The organism is Leifsonia sp. Ger2509 (assembly GCF_055231915.1).
Map to the genome: position 1 here is coordinate 807,892 of NZ_JBUYVB010000003.1, position 20,035 is coordinate 827,926.

The following is a 20,035-nucleotide window of genomic DNA, read 5'->3' on the forward strand; positions in this document are numbered from 1 at the left end:
GGCTACAGCCTATCGAGGGCGTGCGCGACGAGTTCCGGGTCGTCGTAGTCGAGCCAGTGGAGACCCTGGTAGCGCTTGAACCAGCTGACCTGGCGCCGTGCGTAGCGTCGGGTGAGCTGCTGGGTCTGCTCGATGGCTGCGCGTTCACCGAGCCGCCCGTGCAGTTGGGCGATGGCCTGGGCATACCCGATCGCCCTGCTGGCTGTCACGCCGCGCTCGATCCCCGCCGGTACGAGCCGGGCGACCTCGTCCACGAGTCCGGATGTCCACATCCGCTCGACCCTGGCGTCGAGCCGTGCGGTGAGTTCGTCGCGGGGCGCGCGCAGTCCGAGGACGACGATCGGCATCCACGGCTTCGGGTCCTCGGGCAGGGATGCGCTGAACGGCCGACCGGTGAGTTCGATGACCTCGAGCGCTCGGACGAGGCGGCGTCCGTTGCTCGGACCGATGGACACTGCTGCGGCCGGGTCGAGTTCCGCGAGCCTGCGGTAGATCATGCCGGGTCCCTGCTGCGCGAGCTCTGTTTCGAGCCGCTCGCGGATGTACGGGTCGGTCCCCGGGAAGCGGAGGTCGTAGATGACGCTGGAGACGTAGAGGCCGGAGCCGCCGACGAGGATCGGGACCGCGCCGCGGTGTGCGATGTCGGAGATGACCGCCCGCGCCTGCGGTTGGTAGCGGGCGACCGTGGCCTCGTCGGTGACGTCGAGCACATCGATGAGGTGGTGCGGGATGCCCCGCCATTCGTGCGGAAGCAGTTTCGCCGTGCCGATGTCCATCCCGCGATAGAACTGCATCGCGTCGGCGTTGACGATCTCCGCATCCCCGCCATCCGAGCGGATGCGCTCGGCGAGGGCGAGCGAGAGGTCGGTTTTGCCGGTCCCGGTCGGTCCGACGACGACGATCAGCGGATGCGCGTCCCCGGTCGCCGGGTCAGCCGGCTGCGCGTCAGCGCTCGCCATCCGACGGATCGTAGATGGGCATCGTGCCGACGCCCGGAACCGTCAGCGGCTCGCTGTTACGGAGTGTCGGAAGCCCCAGGGACACACGACCATCGGATGCACTGCCGGCCGACCCGTGCGCGGGCACTGCACACGACTCGGCCTCGGCGCGATCCCACGCGTCGCCGGCGCGGGTGCGGCGGATCGTCAGCGGAGCGCCGTCCGGCGAGTCCGCGATCAGGTGGAACGGTGCCGCGTGGGTCACCGTGACGGTGACGACGTCGCCCGGTCGCGGCAACTCCGAGCCTGCCGGCACCTCGAAGTGCACGAGGCGGCTGTCCTGGGCGCGGCCGCTGAGGCGATGGGTGTCCGCGTCTTTGCGCCCTTCGCCGTTGGCGACGAGCAGTTCGACCTCGCGCCCGACGACCTTCTCGTTCTCTTCGAGGGAGATGCGGTCCTGGAGTGCGATGAGCCGGTCGTAGCGATCCTGCACGACCGCCTTCGGCACCTGGTCCCCCATGGTCGCCGCAGGCGTGCCAGGACGGATCGAGTACTGGAAGGTGAAGGCGGAGGCGAAGCGGGCGGCCTCGACGACGCGGAGCGTCTCCTGGAAGTCCTCTTCGGTCTCTCCAGGGAAGCCCACGATGATGTCGGTGCTGATCGCGGCGTCGAGCAGCTTGGCGCGGACACGGTCGAGGATGCCCAGGAACTTCTCGGACCGGTAGGAGCGGCGCATCGCCTTGAGGATGCGGTCGGAACCCGACTGGAGCGGCATGTGGAGCTGCGGCATGACGGCCTGCGTCTCGGCCATGGCGTCGATCACGTCGTCGGTGAAGGCGGCCGGGTGCGGGCTCGTGAAACGGATGCGCTCCAGCCCGTCGATCTCACCGGCGGCCCGGAGGAGCTTGCCGAACGCTTGGCGGTCGCCGAACTCGACGCCGTAGGAGTTCACGTTCTGGCCGAGCAGGGTGACCTCGATCGCGCCGTCATCGACGAGCGCCTGGATCTCGGACAGGATCTCACCGGGCCTGCGGTCTTTCTCCTTGCCGCGCAGGGCGGGCACGATGCAGAACGTGCAGGTGTTGTTGCACCCGACGGAAATGGAGACCCAGCCGCTGTAGCTCGAGTCGCGCTTGGTGGGGAGTGTCGACGGAAAGGTTTCCAGCGCTTCGAGGATCTCGATCTCGGCGGCATCGTTGTGCCGCGCACGTTCGAGGAGGCTGGGAAGCGAGCCCATGTTGTGGGTTCCGAAGACGACGTCGACCCACGGAGCCTTCTCGAGGATGACGTTCTTGTCCTTCTGGGCGAGGCACCCGCCGACGGCGATCTGCATTCCTGCGTGCCGCTTCTTCACCGACGCGAGGTGACCCAGGTTGCCGTAGAGCTTGTTGTCCGCGTTCTCACGCACGGCGCACGTGTTGATCACGACGATGTCGGCCTCTTCCCCGTCGGCCGGAACATAACCGGCTGCCTCGAGGGAACCGCTCAGCCGCTCGGAGTCGTGCACGTTCATCTGGCATCCGTAGGTGCGCACTTCGTACGTGCGCGCCCGGCCCGTATCGTCGACAGCCGCGTCGGACGGCAGGATGACAGTGCGCGCTTCGGTGATGGTGCTCATGATGCGACTAGTTTACGGGCGGCCGAGAGCGTGCGCCGACTCGGCCGCTGACAGGATGCGCGCTGGGTGACGGCGCACCGATCACTCGAACCGCACGGTGAAACCCTTGTGCTTCGCCATCGCGACACTGATCGCAGCGTTCACCGTGTAACCGTCGTAGCCCTTGCGTGAGAGAAACCCGTGCAGGCGCCGCTTGACCGTCTCGTCGTCGTAGGAGGAGAGCTGCCGGATCCGCTTCAACGCGAGCTCGATGGCTTTAGCCTCTTCTTCGTCACCATCGAGCTCGTGCAACGCAGAGTCGATCTGGTATTCGGCGATGTGCTTGCGTTTCAGCTCCTGCCGGATGGCCGCGCTGCCGAGACCCTTGCGTTGGTGCAGGGTGGAGACGAGGTACCGGGCGAGCGCCTCGTCGTCGAGGAGTCGGACGTCTTCGAGACGATTCAGCTGCTGCTCGATCGTCGCGTCGTCGATGTCACGCTTCTTGAGGAGCTGCTCGAGCTCCCAGCGGGACATCCCCCGGCGCGCGAGCTGGTCGAGCGAGAGCTTCGAAGCGCGATCCCGCGCCTTCTCCGCTGCATTCTCCGCGAGGTGATCGACCGGCACCGCATCAGCAACCGTCGGCCCGTTGATCTTCGTCACCCGGGCGCGACTTTCGCGCTCCGGTGAACTCTTCTCGACGAATTCACCGTTTTCGTCGACGGTGCCGCCGAAACTCGCGTCGCCATCAGGGTCGTCGAATTGCGTGAACGCGACGCGCTCGCGCGCGGACGTTCGCACAGGCAGGAAAGTCACGGGTGCGACATGATCCTCGTTCGGCGAGTCCGACGATGGTGGAAAACTCACCATGCTCGTCCTCCTTCAGCGTGGCCGGCCGCCCGGTCACGCCCCCTTGCGAGCCTGGAGCTTCTCTTCGATGGACCCCACATTGGATGCGGGCACGGCCGGAGCGTTCGGGTCGGCCATGATGCCCAGCTTGATCTTGATCTTGGTCTCGATCTCTTCGGCGATGTCGGGATTGGCGATGAGGAAGTTGCGCGAGTTCTCCTTGCCCTGGCCGAGCTGGTCGCCTTCGTAGGTGTACCAGGCGCCCGACTTCTTGACGATGCCGTGGTCGACACCGAAGTCGAGCAGGCTACCTTCACGGGAGATGCCCACGCCATAGAGAATGTCGAACTCGGCCTGCTTGAAGGGCGGCGCCATCTTGTTCTTGACCACCTTGACGCGCGTGCGGTTTCCGACCGCTTCCGTTCCGTCTTTGAGAGTCTCGATGCGGCGGATGTCGAGACGGACCGACGCGTAGAACTTCAGCGCCTTGCCCCCGGCCGTCGTCTCCGGGCTGCCGAAGAAGACACCGATCTTCTCGCGCAGCTGGTTGATGAAGATCATCGTCGTGTTGGTCTGGCTGAGCCCACCGGTCAGCTTGCGCAGCGCCTGCGACATCAGCCGGGCCTGGAGACCGACGTGGGAGTCGCCCATCTCGCCTTCGATTTCGGCACGAGGCACGAGAGCCGCCACCGAGTCGATGACGATGAGGTCGATCGAGCCGCTTCGCACGAGCATGTCGGCGATCTCGAGCGCCTGCTCACCGGTGTCGGGCTGGGAGACCAGGAGGGCGTCGATGTCGACGCCGAGCTTGCGCGCGTACTCGGGGTCGAGCGCGTGCTCCGCGTCGATGAAGGCGGCGATACCGCCTGCGCGCTGCGCGTTCGCGATGGCGTGGAGGGTCAGAGTCGTCTTACCCGACGACTCCGGACCGTAGATCTCGACGATGCGGCCACGCGGAAGACCACCGATGCCGAGCGCGACATCGAGCGCGATCGAACCGGTCGGAACGACCTCGACGGGAGCGCGCTCGTCGCTGCCCAGGCGCATGACGGAGCCTTTGCCAAACTGACGGTCGATCTGCGCGAGCGCAGTCTCGAGGGCCTTCTCACGATCGGCGGGTGATGGCATTTCGGTCTCTCCTTCTGGGCTTCGCTAACGAGTTCGACTGTACGCGTGGGCACCGACACTCACGCGTCGACGGGCCAATATGTGGACAACCCGTTTTCGACTGCCGTTGTGGACGAGCCTACCAACATCCGAACATATCTTCGAGAGATTCGAACGGCGTGTCCCCGTGTCAGCGCTTCGGCGCCGGCTTGCCCGCTCCGTGCCAGTGCGACTTCGGCACATCGGTCTCGCGGCAGAGCGCGAGCCAGACATCGCGCGGCGGGAGGCCCGCCGCGAGTGCCTCGACAGCGGTGCGGCCGCCCAATTCGCCGAGCACCAGGTCGTGCGTGAGAGCACGACCGTACTCGACCCCGAACTCGTCGGAGACTGCACGCTGGAATTCGCTCACCTTCATGGGACCACCCTAAAAGCTCCTGCAGACATGACGGACGCCCCGGTCTCCCGGGGCGTCCGATGAAGAATCGAATCAGCGCGTGACGAGGTCTGCGTCCATCGCCGCGACGAACTCGTCGGGGATCGTGTCGGGGATGATCGGCTCGATGCCTTCGAGCACCGCGAGACGATCTCCCACCTCGCGCATGATCACCGAGATGGGTGTGTCCAGCGCGTCGGCGACCGATGCGAGGATCTCGCTCGACGCCTCCTTCTGGCCACGCTCGACCTCGCTCAAGTAACCGAGTGCGACGCTCGCCTTGCTGGCGACCTGCCTCAGCGTGCGCCCCTTCTGCAGGCGGAAGTCCCTGAGCACGTCGCCGATTTCCTGACGTACAAGAATCATTGGAGCCTCCTTTTCAACCCTGCCACCGTGTCCGAAGATCAATCCGGATGCCCAAGACTACACGCATCCACTGCTTCACGATATCGACGACGACTGGAGTTTTGTTGTGAATCTGGTAGTTGTAACAGACCCGAAACAGGGGGTATTCCCGCCTGTTACACGCGGTCGATCCCGAGCTCCGAGGCGAGCTCCTCGATCGCCCTGACCACCGTGGCGCGGCGGATCTCCGCCCTGCTCCCCGTGAGCGCGAGCTCGACGACCCGCGTGCGCTCCCCGAACGAGACACCGACGAAGACGGTTCCCGGTGCTCGTCCGCCCTGCCCGTCCGGTCCGGCTACGCCCGTGGTGGCAAGGCCGGCATCCGCCGGTCGCCCATCGACGGCCAGTCGCTCGCGCACGCCGCGCGCGAGCTGGATCGCTACCCCCGGGTCAACCGGTCCGTGCGCATCCAGAAGGCCCTGGTCGACGCCGAGCAGCGAATGCTTCAGGGCCGTGGCGTAGACGACCGCTCCGCCGAGAACGGTGGCGGACGCGCCGGGAACACGCGTCAGCTCGGCGATGAGCTCGCCCCCGGTGAGGGACTCGGCCGCGACCACAGTGAGGGACCGTGCGATGAGCTCCGCGACGACGCGCTCGGTGAGACCGGATGCGGACCCTTCACCCGACGGCATCGCCGCCTCAGGCACGATGCGCCCGCCGGCCCTTCCAGGCCTGCCAGAGATAGTCGATGCCGGTGACGACGGTGAGGATGACGGCAGCGGTCATCAGGACGCCGTTGACCCAGAAGATCCAGTCGCCGAACACCGTCCAGAGCGGGACGAGCGCGAACGAGATGGCCACCGACTGGACGATCGTCTTGATCTTGCCACCGCGCGACGCCGCGATGACCCCCTGGCGGATGACGACGAAGCGGTAGATCGTGATCCCCACCTCGCGCACGAGGATGACGATCGTCACCCACCACGGCAGCTCGCCGAGGATGGACAGCGCGATCAGAGCGCCGCCCGTGAGCACCTTGTCCGCAATCGGGTCGAGCAGCTTTCCGAGCTCGGTGACCAGGTTGCGGCGACGGGCGATCGCGCCGTCGACCCCATCGGTCGCGATGGCCAGGATGAACAGGGCGGCCGCGGCCCACCGGAGCCAGCCGTCTTCGCCGTTGTCTGCCAGCAGCATCCACACGAACAGCGGAGCGAGCAGGATACGGACGACCGTGATGACGTTCGGAAGGTTCCAGTTGCTCGGAGCGCGGAGCGGTTGGCCTCCCGCCGCTGCCGGCGGAGGGGCGTCGGGCACCGACATCGGTCTACTCCCTGTCGGTCAGCTGCCAGGCGTCCTCGTTCGAGTCGCCCTCCACCTCAGGATAGCCCTCCGTCATGCGGGCGACCGGATCGCCGTCGTACTGGCCGTAGCCGTCGGACGCGTCGCCCGGCGCGGCCGGATGTCCAGCCGCGGAGGCTCCCCCGGGCGGCTCTTCTCCGCGCAGTCTCGCGAGTACCGACGGCAGCTGCTCGGCCGTCACGAGCACATCCCGGGCCTTCGAGCCTTCTGACGGGCCGACGATCTCGCGCGATTCGAGCAGGTCCATCAGCCGGCCGGCCTTCGCGAACCCGACACGGAGCTTGCGCTGCAGCATCGACGTCGAGCCGAATTGGGTCGAGACCACGAGCTCGGCCGCCGCCAGGAGGAGTTCGAGGTCGTCGCCGATGTCGGAGTCGATCTGCTTCTTCTCCGCCACAGCAGCGACATCCTGCCGGTACTCCGGGCGCGCCTGGCGCGTGACGTGGTCGACGACCTTCTGGATCTCGGACTCGCTCACCCACGCGCCCTGGACGCGCACCGCTTTCGACGCACCCATCGGCAGGAAGAGCCCATCGCCTTGGCCGATGAGCTTGTCGGCGCCCGGCTGGTCGAGGATGACGCGGGAGTCGGTGACGCTGGTCACCGCGAATGCGAGCCGCGACGGCACGTTGGCCTTGATGAGACCGGTGACGACATCGACCGACGGACGCTGGGTGGCGAGCACCAGGTGGATCCCGGATGCTCGTGCCAGCTGCGTGATCCGCACGATGGAGTCCTCGACGTCTCGCGGGGCGACCATCATGAGGTCGGCGAGCTCGTCGACGACGACCAGGAGGTAGGGGTACGGCTTGAGTTTGCGCTCACTGCCGGCTGGAAGGACGATCTCGTCGTTGACGACGGCTTTGTTGAAGTCGTCGATGTGGCGGAAGCCGAAGCTGGCCAGGTCGTCGTACCGCATGTCCATCTCTTTGACCACCCACTGCAGCGCTTCCGCCGCCTTCTTCGGGTTGGTGATGATGGGCGTGATGAGGTGCGGGACCCCGGCGTAGATCGTCAGTTCGACGCGCTTCGGGTCGATGAGCACCATGCGCACGTCGGCGGGTTTGGCCCGCATGAGCAGGCTCGTGATCATCGAGTTGACGAAGCTCGACTTTCCGGAGCCCGTCGAGCCCGCCACGAGGAGGTGGGGCATCTTGGCCAGGTTCGCGACGACATACCCGCCGCCGACGTCTTTGCCGACGCCGATCGTCATCGGGTGGACGCTCTTCGCCGCCGCCGCTGAGCGGAGCACGTCTCCGAGCGAGACGATCTCGCGGTCGCTGTTCGGGATCTCGACGCCGATCGCGCTCTTGCCGGGGATCGGCGAGAGGATGCGCACTTCGTTGCTGGCCACCGCGTAGGAGAGGTTCTTGCTGAGGGCGGTCACCCGCTCGACCTTGACGCCGGGCCCGAGCTCGATCTCGTATTGCGTCACCGTCGGGCCGCGCGAGAACCCGGTGACTTTCGCATCCACCTGGAACTGGTCGAGGACCTCGGTGATCTGCCTCACGACCTCGTCGTTCGCAGCCGAGCGCGTCTTCGCGGGCGACCCTGCGGACAGCATGGTGGGAGCCGGAAGACGGTACGGCGCAGGAGGCACCGGAGCGAGCGGTCGCGCGGCACCTGCTGCGACCTCGTCGAAGTCGGCCTGCGCATCCGCCGAGAATCCGGGGAGGACTTCGGTCGCGCCGTCAGGGCGGAGGCCCGTCGCGTGCTGGCCCGCGGCGGCCACCTCGCCCGTGAACCGTTTGACCGCGTCTTCGGCCAGGCGCAGTTCGTCGAGGACCTCGGTGTTGTAGTGGTCGGACGCGGGATCCGGCTCGATCGCGGAGGCGAACTCGCCGTGGCCGGCCTGGGCGGGAGTGCCGAGCAGCGCCGTGAAATCTTCGGCGATGACGGGACTGTCGAAGGCGGGATCGTCTTCGCGCTGCGACTTGTTGCGCCGCCACCAGGGGAGGTTCGCCTCGTCCGCAGGCTCATCGATGTCGTCGAGCTCGACCTGCTGCGTCTTCGCCTCTTTCGCGGCTTTGCGCTCCTCCTCCGTCGGCAGCTGGGCACCGAAGAGGTAGGCATACAGCTCGCGGATACGGGCGCCGACCTTGTTGGGCGGGGTCTTGGTGATGATGAAGAGACTGAGAACGAGCAGGAGGCCGATGACGATCCCGGCGCCCACCCAGGTGAGAACGGCGGACAGCGGCCAGGCGAGGAGCCACCCGAGCACTCCCCCGGCCTCCGCAAGGCGGGCGATGCCGTCCGCGGGCATCGGATGCGTGCTGAACACATGGCAGAGGCCCGACACGGAGATGAGCAGGATGCCGAGCCCTATACCGATGCGCGTGTTGTCGTGGACCGAACTCGGATGACGGAACAGCCACGCTGCGAACAGCACCATGATGACCGGCAGCGCATAGGCGACCCGGCCGAAGAGGCCGCCGAACGTCCACACTTCGAGGGTCTGGGCGACCGTGTTGTCGATCAGGAACCACTCGGCGACGGCGCCGGCGACAGCCAGCAGGACGAGGAAGAAGGGCACGCCGTCACGGCGCTCCTCCTTGGCGAACTTCTCGGGTCCGAGCGCACGGAAGGCGCCCCCGACCAGGTGCGCCAGCCCCATCCAGATGCGAACCAGCAGAGCCGGCTTCGGGTCTGCCGCCGGGTACTTGACGGTCTTCTGCGCAGCAGTGTTCGCGGCAGGCTTGCGCGCCGTCGAACCCCCGCGCGCGGAGGTGTTCCGGGCACGTGAAGTCGACTTGGTGCTCGTGGCCATGCCAACACGGTACTTTGCGCCGCCGTCATTGGCCCGGAAGAGCGCGGGGTGTCTCCCCTGCGGCCTCCACGCCGCGTCAGCGGATGGTCGCGACCATCGTGTCGGACGACTCCCTCGACTCGATGATCACGAAGCCCTCGCTCACGTAGAGCCGCTGCGCGAAATTCGTCCGCTCGACGCTGAGGCTGAGCCGCGCGTGCCCGGCGGCGAGCGCCTGGCGGTTGATCGCCCTGAGAAGCGCACGGCCGACGCCCTGGGCCCGCCATTGCGGGTTCACGCCCAGAATCAGTTCGGGGACTCCGACAGCCACGAACCCGCTGCCGGGTGCATTCGGCGGGAACAGGCGCGCCCAGCACGCTCCGATCGGGATGCCGTGGGCATCGACCGCGACCGATCCGAAATCGCCGGGGCGCTGCCACCCGGCGATGTAGCGGGAGACCTTCGGATCGTCGAGGATCGCCACGCGGGGTCGCGCGCGGCTCACGCTCCAGTTGGCCGCCTCGACGAGCATGTCGCCCATGAAGCGTGCATCGGCCGGGGTCGCGCTGCGAATATCGAAGCCACCCATAGCGGGAGCGTACTCGCGCCGTGTTTCGGGCGGGTTTCGGCGGGTGCCCTCGCGGAGGGCCGAGGGTCAGGCCTCGATCACCAGCGGCACGATCATCGGGCGGCGACGGTAGCTCGTGTTCACCCAGCGGCCGACCGTGCGCCGCACGACCTGGCTGAGGGCGTGCGGGTCGCGGACCCCGTTGTGCGCAGCGTCGGCCAGCGCCGCCGCGATCTTCGGCTTGACCGTGTCGAACACCGCGTCGTCCTCGGCGAATCCCTTGGCGTGGATCTCCGGCCCGGTGATGATGCGCCCGCTGGCCGCCTCGACCACGACGATGATCGAGATGAAGCCCTCCTCGCCGAGGATCCTGCGGTCCTTGAGGTCCGCATCCGTGATCTCGCCAACGCTCGAACCGTCGACGTAGACGTAGCCGACATCGAGCTGACCGACCACCCGTGCGAGGCCGTCGCGCAGATCGATGACGGTGCCGTCCTCGGCGAGGATCGTGTTCTCCTGCGGTACGCCGGTGTCCATCGCCAGGGCGGCGTTGGCGACGAGGTGCCGGTACTCGCCGTGCACGGGCATGACGTTCTTCGGCTTGATGATGTTGTAGCAGTAGAGCAGCTCTCCCGCGGCCGCGTGGCCGGAGACGTGCACCTTGGCGTTGCCCTTGTGCACGACGCTCGCACCGAGCTTGGTGAGGCCGTCGATCACGCGATAGACGGCGTTCTCGTTGCCCGGGATCAGGCTGGAGGCGAGGATGACCGTGTCACCGGGCCCGACCTCGATCTGGTGGTCGAGGTTGGCCATGCGCGCCAGGACCGCCATCGGCTCGCCCTGCGAACCCGTCGACATGTAGACGATGCGGTCGTCGGGCAGGTCTGCGGCCTTCTTGTAGTCGATGAGCACCCCCTCGGGCACCTTCAAGTAGCCGAGGTCGGCGGCGATGCCCATGTTGCGCACCATCGAGCGACCGAGGAGCGCCACGCGCCTGCCGTTGGCCTCCGCGGCGTCGAGCACCTGCTGGACGCGGTGGACGTGGCTCGAGAAGCTCGCCACGATGACCCGCCGGGGTGCCCGGGCGATCACGTTGTCGAGCACGGGCCCGATCGAGCGCTCCAGCGGTGTGAAGCCGGGGACGTCGGCGTTGGTGGAGTCGGCCATGAAGAGGTCGACACCCTTCTCGCCAAGTCGAGCGAAGGCACGGAGGTCGGTGATGCGGTCGTCCAGGGGAAGCTGGTCCATCTTGAAGTCACCGGTGTGGAGCACGACGCCGGCTCTCGTCGTGATCGCGACGGCGAGCGCATCCGGGATCGAGTGGTTGACCGCGACGAACTCCAGCGAGAACGGGCCGAGCGCCTCGTGCTGGCCTTCCTTCACCGTGAGCGTGTACGGCTGGATGCGGTGCTCTTTGAGCTTCGCCTCGACCAGCGCGAGCGTGAGCCCGGACCCGATCAGGGGGATGTCCGCGCGCAGGCGGAGCAGGTAAGGGACGGCACCGATGTGGTCCTCGTGGCCGTGGGTGAGCACGACGCCGACGATGTCGTCCAGGCGGTCGCGCACGGGGGCGAAGTCGGGCAGGATCAGGTCGACGCCGGGCTGGTTCTCTTCGGGGAACAGCACGCCGCAGTCGACGATGAGGATCTTGCCGTCGATCTCGAAGATCGTCATGTTGCGGCCGATCTCTCCCAGTCCTCCTGTCGGGATGATCCTCAGGGTGCCCGGTTCGAGTGCGGGCGGGTCGGAGACGAGGTTGGGCATGTGCCCTCCTAAATGGTGTGCGGGCGCGAGGCGCTCCTGGTGGTGCGGTCCTGGCAGTGGCCGGGACCTAACGTGTTGTGCCGGCGATCTTGGGCAGTGCACCGCCGGCGGCGGCGTTTCGGTCGGGCCGGAAGTTGCGGAAGTCCACGCCGGGGATGTCGGTGACGAGGTCGATCTCGTCTTCGATCTGGGCGGCCTCCCACTCCTCTGGGCCGACGAGGGGCAGGCGGACCCGCGGGCTGGAGATGCGCCCGAGCCCGTGGAGGATGTACTTCGCGGCGACCGTGCCGGGGACATGGGTCATCACCGCTCGTACCAGCGGCTCGAGGGTGCGGTGGGCTGCGGTCGCGGTGGCGAGGTCGCCGGCGTTGACCGCGTCCACGATCTGCCGATACGGTCGGGCGGCGATGTTCGCCGTCACCCCGATCAGGCCGGAGGCGCCGATCGAGAGGTGCGGAAGCACATTGGCGTCGTCGCCGGAGAAGTAGAGGAGATCGGTCTGGTTGAGCACCCGGCTGACCTCGCTGAAGTCGCCCTTCGCATCTTTGATGGCGAGGATGTTCGGATGTTTGGCGGCCCGGAGGATCGTCTCGTATTTGATAGGGACACCGGTTCGACCGGGGATGTCGTAGAGGATCACCGGCAGGTCGGTCGCGTCGGCGATCATGCGGAAATGCGTGAGGATGCCGGCCTGGGTCGGCTTGTTGTAGTACGGGGTCACGATCATGACGCCGTCGGCGCCCGCCTTCTCGCTCTGCTGGTAGAGCTGGATGGCGTGCGCGGTCTCGTTCGATCCACCGCCGGTGATGATCTTCGCGCGACCGGCGGAGACGGACTTGCCGACCTCGACGAGCCGCAGTTTCTCCGGGTCGGTCAGGGTCGAGGTCTCCCCGGTCGTCCCGGTGACGACGATGCCGTCTGCGCCGTCGTTGATGACGTCGTCGATGTGCTTCTCGACGCCGGCCCAGTCGACCTCGCCATCGGCGGTGAACGGCGTCACCAAGGCGACGAGCACCTGGCCGAACGGATTCGCGGAGTCAGACATGTTGTACAGGCTATCGCGTCGGGGCCGTCGCCAGAGCGTGCGGAATGGTCAGGGCGCGACCCGCCCGTTCGCCTCGAACGCTGCGTGCGTCAGCGGCATCAGGCCCGCCCACAATTCTTCCATCTGCTCGGCGCACATCTCGATCTCGCGCTGCGGGAACGAGGGGAAATGCGACTCGGGATGGCGGGTGCGCAACGACAGGAAGTTCATCAGCGAACGGGCGTTCATCGTCACGTACATCGACGAATAGATGTTCAGCGGAAGGACGATCCGCGCGACCTCGCGTGCGACGCCGGCTTCGAGCATCCGCTGGTACGCCTCGAACGCGAGCCGCGACGATGTCTTCGTCTGCTGCTCCACCAGTGCGGATTGCTCGGCGGAGCCCGGGGTGAACTCGTAGGCACCTGGTTTGCCGGTCTGCACGAGGCGCCGCTCGGCGTCAGGAACGTAGAACACCGGGCGGAGCTCCCGGTAGCGGCCGGACTCCTCGTTGTACGAGGCGATGCGGTGGCGCATGAACTCGCGGAACACGAAGATCGGCGCCTGTACGTAGAAGGTCATCGAGTTGTGCTCGAACGGTGAGCCGTGGCGGTCGCGCATCAGGTAGTTGATCAACCCGCGGTCTCGGGCCGTGTCGGCCTCGGTCTCCGTGCCGTCGAGCCTGCTCTGCTCGAGGGTCTGCTCGCCCTGCGTGGAGACGCGGGCCGCGAAGAGCACATCGGAGTCGTGGGCGCTCGAACGCACGAGCTCCACGGTCATATCGGAACGGAACTCGATCTCGGGCACGCGCCCACCCTATCCGGATGCGCGGTCCCGCCGGGAACGTCGTGCGCACGTAACGTCGCGTCATACTCCGCACCGGGCGCGGCCGCGCGCGTAGTGTCGGCGACACCATGAACGGGTTCGCCTCCATCGCGATCGTGCTCGGCCTCGTCGCCGTGAGCACGGTGATCGGGCTGCTCTGGCGGTCGCGGACCGGCCGCGTGCGGCAGGCGGCGGATGCGCGAGCCGTGGTGACGGCGGCGGATGTCGACTCACCGCATCCCTTCGGGTCTGCCGCGACTCTGCTGCAGTTCTCGACCGAGTTCTGCGCACCGTGCCGCAGCACGGCCGTCGTGCTCGGTCAGCTCAGCGCCGAACGCGACGGCGTCGCGCACGTCGAGATCGACCTGACCGAGCAGCCCGACCTGGCCCGCACGTTCAACATCCTGCAGACCCCCACCACGTTCCTCGTCGACGGAGCGGGCGTCGTCCGCGCGCGCATCGGCGGGGCGCCGCGGCGCGACGACCTGCGCTCGGCGCTCGACGACCTCATCGGGAGAACCCATGTCACAGCCTGACGCCACCTCCGCCGCACCGGTCGCCGACACGGGTGCCGCTTCCGCGGGAGGAACCGTAGGGATCGATCCGCGCAGCCCGCGCTTCGGCGCGGGCATCACCGCGGTGCTGCTGCTCGTGACGATCGCCCTCGGTCTCGCCGGGCTGGACGTCGCGGCCTTCGTCGTGCTCCTGGTCATCTCGCTCCTGTTCGCGTGGGGGGCCTTCGCGGGCATCCAACTGCACCCGTACGGCGTGCTCTTCCGCACACTGGTGCGGCCGCGCCTGGCTCCGCCGACCGAGCGCGAGGATCCGGCGCCGCCCACCTTCGCGCAGGGCGTCGGCTTCGTCATCACGCTCGCCGGTCTCGTCCTGGCGCTGTTCGGTGTGCCGTACGCGGTCGTCGTCGCAGCGTCCCTCGCGTTCGTCGCCGCTTTCCTCAACTCGGTGTTCGGCTACTGCCTCGGCTGCCAGATCTACCTGCTGCTCGTCCGCGCCGGTGTGATCCGACGCACCGGTCGCGTCGCCTGACCGGCGGTTGCCCCCGCCTGCGAATCAGGTGTGACCTCCGTCGAGCGACGGGAGCGTCGATAGGGTGGAAACGAATCCATCAGCCGACCTCAGGAGGATCCCCCATGGCTCTCACCAGCGAATCGACCACCGTCTGGAACGGCGACCTGAAGTCCGGCTCGGGCACACTCACGCTCGACTCGTCGCACGCCGCGGAGTTCCCGGTCAGCTGGGCGGCCCGCGCAGAGGGCCGTGACGGCATCACGAATCCCGAAGAACTGCTGGCCGCCGCCCACTCCGCCTGCTTCTCCATGGCGTTCTCCAACATCCTCGCGTCGTTCGGGACCACCCCGGAGAGCATCCAGGCGACCGCGGCCGTCACCTTCGACCCCGCATCGGGCATCACAGGCAGCCACCTCCTCGTCAACGCGAAGGTGCCAGGGATCAGCGAAGAGGACTTCCAGCGGCTCGCGGAGGAGGCGAAGGCGACCTGCCCGGTCTCCCGCGCACTCGTGGGCATCCCGATCACGATCGAAGCCGACCTGGCCTGAGCCGGATGCGCATCCTCGTCGCCGGCGCGTCCGGGCTGATCGGCGCCGAGCTCTGCCGCCGGCTCGCGGCAGACGGTCATGCGGTGCTCCGGCTCGTGCGTCATGATCCGCGGAGCGAATCCGAATTCACCTGGTCGCCGGCCGCACGGATCATCGACTTCACCCTCATGGAGCGGGTGGATGCGGTGATCAACCTTTCGGGCGCATCCCTCAGCCACCTTCCGTGGACTCGCCGCTACAAGAAGCAGATCTTCGACTCGCGCATCCACTCCACCCAGACGCTCACCGACGCGATGCGCATGGCGTCCCGTGCGCCGGCCGTCTTCATCAGTGCCTCGGCCGTCGGGTTCCACGGCGACCGGCCGGGCGAGCGCCTCACGGAGCAATCACCGAAGGGATCGGGGTTCCTGGCCGATCTCGTCGAAGCGTGGGAGGCCACGGCCCATCTCGCCCCGGAGAAGACGCGGGTCGTGACGATCCGCAGCGGCGTCGTCGTCGGGCGCGGCGGCGCCATGCGCCCGCTGCTCCCCGTGGCGCGCCTGGGGCTCGCCGGTCCCATCGGCACCGGCGGACAGCACTGGCCGTGGATCAGCCTCCACGACGAAGTCGCGGCGATCGTGCACCTGCTCGACTCGACGCTCGACGGCCCGGTGAACCTCGTGGGGCCGTCCCCGGTGACGGCCGACGGTTTCCTGCGTGAACTGGCCGCGCAGGTCCACCGGCCGTACGGGTTCCCGCTTCCGGAGAAGGTCGTCGACGTGACCCTGCGCGACGCCGGGCAGGAACTGCTGCTGTCCAGCCAGAAGGTCATCCCCGAGAAACTGCTCGGCGACGGTTTCGTCTTCGCCGACCCGACGGTGCGCGACGCGATCGCCCGCCTGGTGAAGCGCCCGGCCCGTCAGGCCGCCGGCTAGGCCGGCTTGCGCGCCCCGTCGCGGTACAGCCGGATCGACTGGCGCAGCGCGGCACGGGCACGCCTGCGGTCGCCGGATGCGTCGTAGGCGAGCCCGAGACGGAACCAGGCGCGCCAGTCCTGCGGCTCGGCCTCGACCTCGGCCTTGTACTGCGGGAACTCGGCGTCAGCGGCGTCGCGCAACGGCCGGCCGCTCGCCCGGTGCGGAAGGTCGTCGACCGGCAGGCCGCCTTCCGCGTCCAGTATGCGGACCAACTTCTCCGTGCGCGCGCCGAACAGCAGTTCACGGCCGATCGCCCACGCGGCGATCACCGGGAGCACGAACAGTGCGACCCCCATCGCGATGGCGATCGGATCGCCGGTCTGCAGGAACAGCACACCGCGATCGAACACGAGGACGAGGTAGAGCAGGAGAAGCACCGCCATCAGGATGGCGGCGATGCGGTTCTTCACGAGGTTTCGCGCACGGTGGGTTCGGGGACGTCACCGGCGGGCTCGGCGATTCCGAGATCGATGAGCCTGTCCAGGCCGACCGTCACACCGCGGGCGGTCGCCGCGGCTCGGATTCCGAGGAGGATGCCCGCCTCGTACGCGCTCGAGCCGACGGTGTCGTGCAGGATCGTCAGGGTCTCCCCCTCGCCGCCGAGCACGACCTCCTGGCGGGCGACCACGCCGCGCATGCGCAGACTGTGGATCGGGACGCTGGCGACCTGCTGGCCCCTGGCGCGCTGGTCGGTGCGCGGAGCATCCACCGGTCCGCGCGACGCGCGCGCAGCACCGATCAGTTCGGCCGTGCGAACCGCGGTGCCGGACGGCGAATCGACCTTGGCCGGTCCGTGCGTCTCGACGATCTCGATCGAGTCGAAGAACCGGGCCGCCGCGGCCGCGAACGCCGTGCCGAGTGCGGAGCCGAGGGAGAAGTTCGGGATGACGATCGCTCCGACCTCGCCGCGCTCGGCGACGCGCCGCTCGAGGTCGACGATACGGTCGGCCGCCCAGCCCGACGTGCCGACGAGCACGTTGATCCCGTTGTCCACCGCGAAGTGCACGATTCCGGGACTCACGGCGGGGAGCGTCATGTCGACGAGTACGTCGGCGCCGATCATCGTCTCGAGCGGAGCCTTCGAATCGAGGGCCGCGAACAGCTCGAGATCGTCGGCCTCATCGATCAGCCGGACGGCGACGGAGCCGAGCTTTCCGGTCGCACCAGCGACGGCCACGCGAATAGTCACCCGTCCAATCTAGATGATCGCGCAGCCGTTCTAGGCTGGGTGGATGGTGTCATACGCCGACGTCTCCGTCATCGACCCGACAGCCCACCGGATGCTGGCCGCCTATTTCGCCGAACGCGCCGCCGGGTTCCCACCCAGGCTCGGCGCCTATCGCACGGCCTTCCCCGATCCGGCCCAGTTCATCCCGCCCGCCGGCGTGTTCCTCGTCGCCCACGACGAGGACGACAACCCGGCAGGCTGCGGCGGAGTGCGGGGCCTGCCCGCCCAGGGCGGGACGGATACCGGAACATCCACGCACGGGCACCGCGTCCGCTACGAGATCAAGCACCTCTGGGTCGAGCCCGAACACCGCGGCCTCGGCCTCGGGCGCGCGATCCTCAACGAGCTCGAAGACCGGGCGCGCGGTTTCGGCGCCACGGAGGTCGTGCTCGACACGAACGCGAGCCTCGAGGCCGCTGGCGGCCTCTACCGGTCGAGCGGGTACGAGTCGATCGAACCGTACAACGACAATCCGAACGCGACGGACTGGTTCCGCAAGACCCTCTGACCTCCACGCCGTGCGCGGCGTGCCGGACTCAGACCGGTTGGAGCTCGGGAAGCCCGGTGCGCAGTTCGACCGGCAGGTGCCCCAGGTCGTTGTGCACCACCAGGACCGGCGGCTTCGCCGAACGGACCCGGATGATCGTGAGACCGCAGTGCGCCTGGTTGAGACCCAGCCAGCGCCAGTCCGGAGCGTCGAAGACCTGCCGGACGAACCATCCGATGACGAAGTTGTGCGTGACGAGCAGGTCGTGCCGGTCGGCTCGCGCCGGCGTCAGGAACTCGTTGACCGCATCATCCATCTGGGCGCGCCCGGCCTCGATCTCCGCCGGCGTGACGGCACCGAAGAACGAGTCGAACGCCTTCGGCATGTCGGGGGTGGGGCCCGAGGGAATGCAGTCGAAGAGCAGGCTGGACGGCTCCGGAGTGAGGGCCGGCATCCGCTCCGACATGATCGCCGCCGTCTCGGCCGCGCGTTTCAGCGGCGAGTGGTACATCGCCGTGAACGGGATGCCCCCCAGGCGATCGGCGATGAGGTGCGCCTGGCGCTTGCCCCGCGCGGAGAGCGGCCCGTCCGGCAGACCGTGTTCGGCATCCTGCTGCTCGCCGTGGCGAACGAGGTAGAGATAATGCGGCACCGTAAACCCTTCCGGTGGTTCCTGTGGTCTTCAGAGCGTGGATCAGGACGTGAGAGCGGAGAACATGTCGTCGTCGACGCTTCCGACCGCGGCCACCGTGACGTCGCGGGACGCCAGGTCGGCTGCGAGGTCGCGCACATCGTCGCGGGTGACCAGATGGAGGCGGCGGAGACTCTCGTCGAGGTCGACGAACTCTCCGAGCGTGATCTCGGAGCGGCCGAGGCGCGACATGCGGGTGTCGGAGTCCTCGAGGGCCAGGGCGGCCCCTCCGGAGAGCTGGCCGACGGCGCGCCTCAGTTCGTCGGCCGTCACGCCGCCCGACGCCATCCGGTGCAGTTCGGCGAGCATCAGTTCGGCGACCTGTGTGGCCTTCGACGGCGCGCATCCGGCATACAGCCCGAACACACCGGCGTCGGAGTACGCGCCGGAGAACGAGTAGACGGAGTACGCGAGTCCGCGCTTCTCGCGCACCTCCTGGAACAGGCGGCTCGACATTCCGCCGCCGAGGATGGAGTTGAGGACGCCCATGGTGACCCTGCGGTCGTCGGTCGCGACCAGGCCGGGAACGCCGACCAGCAGGTTGGCCTGCTCGATGGGACGCTCGACCGTCACGATCGCGCTGCCCCGGCGGATGTCCGCAGCGGTGGAAACGCGACGCGGGACCGGAGCGGCCGCAATGCTGAGGTCCCATCCGGCACCGACGAGCGCGCGTTCGACGTTCGCGACGAGGAGATCGTGGTCGACCGCGCCGGCAGCCGTGATGACGAGGTCCTGGGGGCGGTAGTTGGCGCGGTAGTGCTCCCATACGGCGTCGCGGGAGGCGGCGCGGATGGTGGCCGGGCTGCCGCCGATCGGACGGCCGAGCGGATGATCGCCCAGCACCGCTTCGAAGAAGCGCTCGTTCGCGACGTCGGACGGGTCGTCCTCGGCCATCGACAGCTCTTCGAGGATCACGCCGCGCTCGTTCTCGAACTCGGTCGGGTCGAGCAGCGACGAGGTGATCATGTCGGTGATGACCTCGACCGCCATCGGCAGGTCGCGATCCTGCACCTTGGCGTAGTAGCAGGTGTACTCCTTGGCGGTCATCGCGTTGTGCTCGCCGCCGACCGAGTCGAAGGAGATCGCGATGTCGAGCGCGGTGCGCGTCGAGGTGCCTTTGAAGAGCAGGTGCTCGAGGAAATGCGTCGAACCGAAGGTGGATGCGTGACCGGCCGAGGCTTCGTTCGGGCGTTCGCTCGGAGTCTCGTCACGGGAGCCGACGGCCACCCAGTAGCCGATGGTCGCACTGCGCGAACCGGGAACGTGCTCGCTCAGGATGCGCACACCGCTGGGCAGGATCGTCCGCCGGACCAGCGCTTCGCCGGATGCGGCGAAAGAGAGGTCGGCCAGACCGAGGGGGAGGTCGACTGCGCTGTTCATCCCCTCCACCCTACGCCAGGGGATATGGACGCGCTGTGACTATTCAGCTTGAGGACAAACAGACTGGTCTGTCTATATGTATACTGACCTGACGTACAAAGCATGCGACGAAAACCCCAAAACGTCACGTGCCCGACCGTTAAGCTGAAGCCGACCCGAACGCTTCA

At 67.9% G+C, this 20,035-nt stretch carries 22 protein-coding genes; 5 read left to right on the forward strand and 17 right to left on the reverse strand.

Annotation, left to right across the window (positions count from 1 at the left end; genetic code table 11):
* Positions 1-2: 2 nt before the first annotated feature.
* From miaA to thyX, 13 genes are all read right to left on the reverse strand, one after another.
* Positions 3-959, reverse strand: coding sequence for a tRNA (adenosine(37)-N6)-dimethylallyltransferase MiaA (gene miaA, locus ACV7NN_RS04175; RefSeq protein WP_463348324.1), 957 nt, complete (start codon positions 957-959; stop codon positions 3-5).
* Positions 946-2,556 (reverse strand): tRNA (N6-isopentenyl adenosine(37)-C2)-methylthiotransferase MiaB, encoded by a 1,611-nt coding sequence (miaB, locus tag ACV7NN_RS04180; protein WP_463348325.1) that lies wholly within the window; start codon positions 2,554-2,556, stop codon positions 946-948. Before miaB ends, miaA begins: the two co-directional genes overlap by 14 nt.
* 81 nt (positions 2,557-2,637) lie before the next feature.
* Positions 2,638-3,402 (reverse strand): regulatory protein RecX, encoded by a 765-nt coding sequence (locus ACV7NN_RS04185; RefSeq protein WP_463348326.1) that lies wholly within the window; start codon positions 3,400-3,402, stop codon positions 2,638-2,640.
* A 33-nt stretch (positions 3,403-3,435) separates the two neighbouring features.
* Positions 3,436-4,509 (reverse strand): recombinase RecA, encoded by a 1,074-nt coding sequence (recA, locus tag ACV7NN_RS04190; RefSeq protein ID WP_463348327.1) that lies wholly within the window; start codon positions 4,507-4,509, stop codon positions 3,436-3,438.
* A 169-nt stretch (positions 4,510-4,678) separates the two neighbouring features.
* Entirely contained in the window at positions 4,679-4,903 is a 225-nt protein-coding gene (locus ACV7NN_RS04195; RefSeq protein WP_463348328.1) for a DUF3046 domain-containing protein, read from the reverse strand.
* Positions 4,904-4,975: 72 nt separating this feature from the next.
* Entirely contained in the window at positions 4,976-5,287 is a 312-nt protein-coding gene (locus tag ACV7NN_RS04200) for a helix-turn-helix domain-containing protein (RefSeq protein ID WP_163290993.1), read from the reverse strand.
* A gap of 155 nt (positions 5,288-5,442) precedes the next feature.
* On the reverse strand, positions 5,443-5,958 hold the full coding sequence (locus ACV7NN_RS04205) for a CinA family protein (protein ID WP_463348329.1): 516 nt from the start codon (positions 5,956-5,958) through the stop codon (positions 5,443-5,445).
* A gap of 7 nt (positions 5,959-5,965) precedes the next feature.
* Positions 5,966-6,586 carry a CDP-diacylglycerol--glycerol-3-phosphate 3-phosphatidyltransferase gene (gene pgsA, locus ACV7NN_RS04210; RefSeq protein ID WP_463348330.1) on the reverse strand — a complete coding sequence of 207 codons (621 nt, stop codon included), beginning with the start codon at positions 6,584-6,586 and terminating at the stop codon, positions 5,966-5,968.
* A gap of 4 nt (positions 6,587-6,590) precedes the next feature.
* A complete protein-coding gene (locus ACV7NN_RS04215) occupies positions 6,591-9,392 on the reverse strand; it encodes an FtsK/SpoIIIE family DNA translocase (protein ID WP_463348331.1) in 2,802 nt (933 codons plus the stop codon).
* A gap of 76 nt (positions 9,393-9,468) precedes the next feature.
* Positions 9,469-9,960 carry an N-acetyltransferase family protein gene (locus ACV7NN_RS04220; RefSeq protein WP_463348332.1) on the reverse strand — a complete coding sequence of 164 codons (492 nt, stop codon included), beginning with the start codon at positions 9,958-9,960 and terminating at the stop codon, positions 9,469-9,471.
* Positions 9,961-10,026: 66 nt separating this feature from the next.
* Positions 10,027-11,703: a ribonuclease J gene (locus ACV7NN_RS04225; protein WP_463348333.1), complete on the reverse strand. Its 1,677-nt coding sequence runs from the start codon at positions 11,701-11,703 to the stop codon at positions 10,027-10,029.
* 67 nt (positions 11,704-11,770) lie between these two features.
* Entirely contained in the window at positions 11,771-12,748 is a 978-nt protein-coding gene (gene dapA / locus ACV7NN_RS04230; protein ID WP_463348334.1) for a 4-hydroxy-tetrahydrodipicolinate synthase, read from the reverse strand.
* Positions 12,749-12,796: 48 nt separating this feature from the next.
* Positions 12,797-13,507: an FAD-dependent thymidylate synthase gene (gene thyX, locus ACV7NN_RS04235; RefSeq protein ID WP_463351230.1), complete on the reverse strand. Its 711-nt coding sequence runs from the start codon at positions 13,505-13,507 to the stop codon at positions 12,797-12,799.
* Positions 13,508-13,641: 134 nt separating this feature from the next.
* Here thyX and ACV7NN_RS04240 point away from each other — a divergent pair, with 134 nt between their 5' ends.
* The 4 genes from ACV7NN_RS04240 (at position 13,642) to ACV7NN_RS04255 (ending at position 16,040) form a co-directional block, all read left to right on the forward strand.
* Positions 13,642-14,088, forward strand: a complete 447-nt coding sequence (locus ACV7NN_RS04240) for a TlpA family protein disulfide reductase (RefSeq protein WP_463348335.1) — start codon at positions 13,642-13,644, stop codon at positions 14,086-14,088.
* Entirely contained in the window at positions 14,075-14,596 is a 522-nt protein-coding gene (locus tag ACV7NN_RS04245; protein WP_463348336.1) for a DUF4395 domain-containing protein, read from the forward strand. Before ACV7NN_RS04240 ends, ACV7NN_RS04245 begins: the two co-directional genes overlap by 14 nt.
* A 104-nt stretch (positions 14,597-14,700) precedes the next feature.
* Positions 14,701-15,126, forward strand: coding sequence for an OsmC family protein (locus ACV7NN_RS04250; RefSeq protein WP_463348337.1), 426 nt, complete (start codon positions 14,701-14,703; stop codon positions 15,124-15,126).
* A 5-nt stretch (positions 15,127-15,131) separates the two neighbouring features.
* Positions 15,132-16,040, forward strand: a complete 909-nt coding sequence (locus ACV7NN_RS04255) for a TIGR01777 family oxidoreductase (protein WP_463348338.1) — start codon at positions 15,132-15,134, stop codon at positions 16,038-16,040.
* On the opposite strand, the gene ACV7NN_RS04260 is transcribed toward ACV7NN_RS04255, so the two are convergent.
* Both ACV7NN_RS04260 and dapB read right to left on the reverse strand, forming a co-directional pair.
* Complete coding sequence (locus ACV7NN_RS04260; RefSeq protein WP_463348339.1) at positions 16,037-16,492, reverse strand: hypothetical protein; 456 nt, start codon at positions 16,490-16,492, stop codon at positions 16,037-16,039. The genes ACV7NN_RS04255 and ACV7NN_RS04260 overlap by 4 nt on opposite strands.
* Positions 16,489-17,271 (reverse strand): 4-hydroxy-tetrahydrodipicolinate reductase, encoded by a 783-nt coding sequence (gene dapB / locus ACV7NN_RS04265; RefSeq protein ID WP_463348340.1) that lies wholly within the window; start codon positions 17,269-17,271, stop codon positions 16,489-16,491. The genes ACV7NN_RS04260 and dapB overlap by 4 nt, the downstream gene beginning before the upstream one ends.
* A 43-nt stretch (positions 17,272-17,314) precedes the next feature.
* Here dapB and ACV7NN_RS04270 point away from each other — a divergent pair, with 43 nt between their 5' ends.
* Positions 17,315-17,818, forward strand: a complete 504-nt coding sequence (locus ACV7NN_RS04270; protein WP_463348341.1) for a GNAT family N-acetyltransferase — start codon at positions 17,315-17,317, stop codon at positions 17,816-17,818.
* Positions 17,819-17,846: 28 nt separating this feature from the next.
* Here ACV7NN_RS04270 and ACV7NN_RS04275 read toward each other — a convergent pair whose 3' ends face one another.
* On the reverse strand, positions 17,847-18,449 hold the full coding sequence (locus tag ACV7NN_RS04275) for a histidine phosphatase family protein (protein WP_463348342.1): 603 nt from the start codon (positions 18,447-18,449) through the stop codon (positions 17,847-17,849).
* Between the two features lie 42 nt (positions 18,450-18,491).
* Positions 18,492-19,868: a M16 family metallopeptidase gene (locus tag ACV7NN_RS04280; protein ID WP_463348343.1), complete on the reverse strand. Its 1,377-nt coding sequence runs from the start codon at positions 19,866-19,868 to the stop codon at positions 18,492-18,494.
* Positions 19,869-20,035: the final 167 nt, after the last annotated feature.

Coding starts and splice junctions, on each gene's coding strand:
- ACV7NN_RS04205 (WP_463348329.1), bottom strand. CDS start 5,958: ATGCCGTCGGGTGAAGGGTCCGCATCCGGTCTCACCGAGCGCGTCGTC.
- pgsA (WP_463348330.1), bottom strand. CDS start 6,586: ATGTCGGTGCCCGACGCCCCTCCGCCGGCAGCGGCGGGAGGCCAACCG.
- ACV7NN_RS04225 (WP_463348333.1), bottom strand. CDS start 11,703: ATGCCCAACCTCGTCTCCGACCCGCCCGCACTCGAACCGGGCACCCTG.
- ACV7NN_RS04245 (WP_463348336.1), top strand. CDS start 14,075: ATGTCACAGCCTGACGCCACCTCCGCCGCACCGGTCGCCGACACGGGT.
- recA (WP_463348327.1), bottom strand. CDS start 4,509: ATGCCATCACCCGCCGATCGTGAGAAGGCCCTCGAGACTGCGCTCGCG.
- ACV7NN_RS04255 (WP_463348338.1), top strand. CDS start 15,132: ATGCGCATCCTCGTCGCCGGCGCGTCCGGGCTGATCGGCGCCGAGCTC.
- ACV7NN_RS04250 (WP_463348337.1), top strand. CDS start 14,701: ATGGCTCTCACCAGCGAATCGACCACCGTCTGGAACGGCGACCTGAAG.
- ACV7NN_RS04185 (WP_463348326.1), bottom strand. CDS start 3,402: ATGGTGAGTTTTCCACCATCGTCGGACTCGCCGAACGAGGATCATGTC.
- ACV7NN_RS04220 (WP_463348332.1), bottom strand. CDS start 9,960: ATGGGTGGCTTCGATATTCGCAGCGCGACCCCGGCCGATGCACGCTTC.
- miaB (WP_463348325.1), bottom strand. CDS start 2,556: ATGAGCACCATCACCGAAGCGCGCACTGTCATCCTGCCGTCCGACGCG.
- ACV7NN_RS04280 (WP_463348343.1), bottom strand. CDS start 19,868: ATGAACAGCGCAGTCGACCTCCCCCTCGGTCTGGCCGACCTCTCTTTC.
- ACV7NN_RS04215 (WP_463348331.1), bottom strand. CDS start 9,392: ATGGCCACGAGCACCAAGTCGACTTCACGTGCCCGGAACACCTCCGCG.
- miaA (WP_463348324.1), bottom strand. CDS start 959: ATGGCGAGCGCTGACGCGCAGCCGGCTGACCCGGCGACCGGGGACGCG.
- ACV7NN_RS04200 (WP_163290993.1), bottom strand. CDS start 5,287: ATGATTCTTGTACGTCAGGAAATCGGCGACGTGCTCAGGGACTTCCGC.
- ACV7NN_RS04195 (WP_463348328.1), bottom strand. CDS start 4,903: ATGAAGGTGAGCGAATTCCAGCGTGCAGTCTCCGACGAGTTCGGGGTC.
- ACV7NN_RS04240 (WP_463348335.1), top strand. CDS start 13,642: ATGAACGGGTTCGCCTCCATCGCGATCGTGCTCGGCCTCGTCGCCGTG.
- ACV7NN_RS04270 (WP_463348341.1), top strand. CDS start 17,315: ATGGTGTCATACGCCGACGTCTCCGTCATCGACCCGACAGCCCACCGG.
- dapA (WP_463348334.1), bottom strand. CDS start 12,748: ATGTCTGACTCCGCGAATCCGTTCGGCCAGGTGCTCGTCGCCTTGGTG.
- thyX (WP_463351230.1), bottom strand. CDS start 13,507: ATGACCGTGGAGCTCGTGCGTTCGAGCGCCCACGACTCCGATGTGCTC.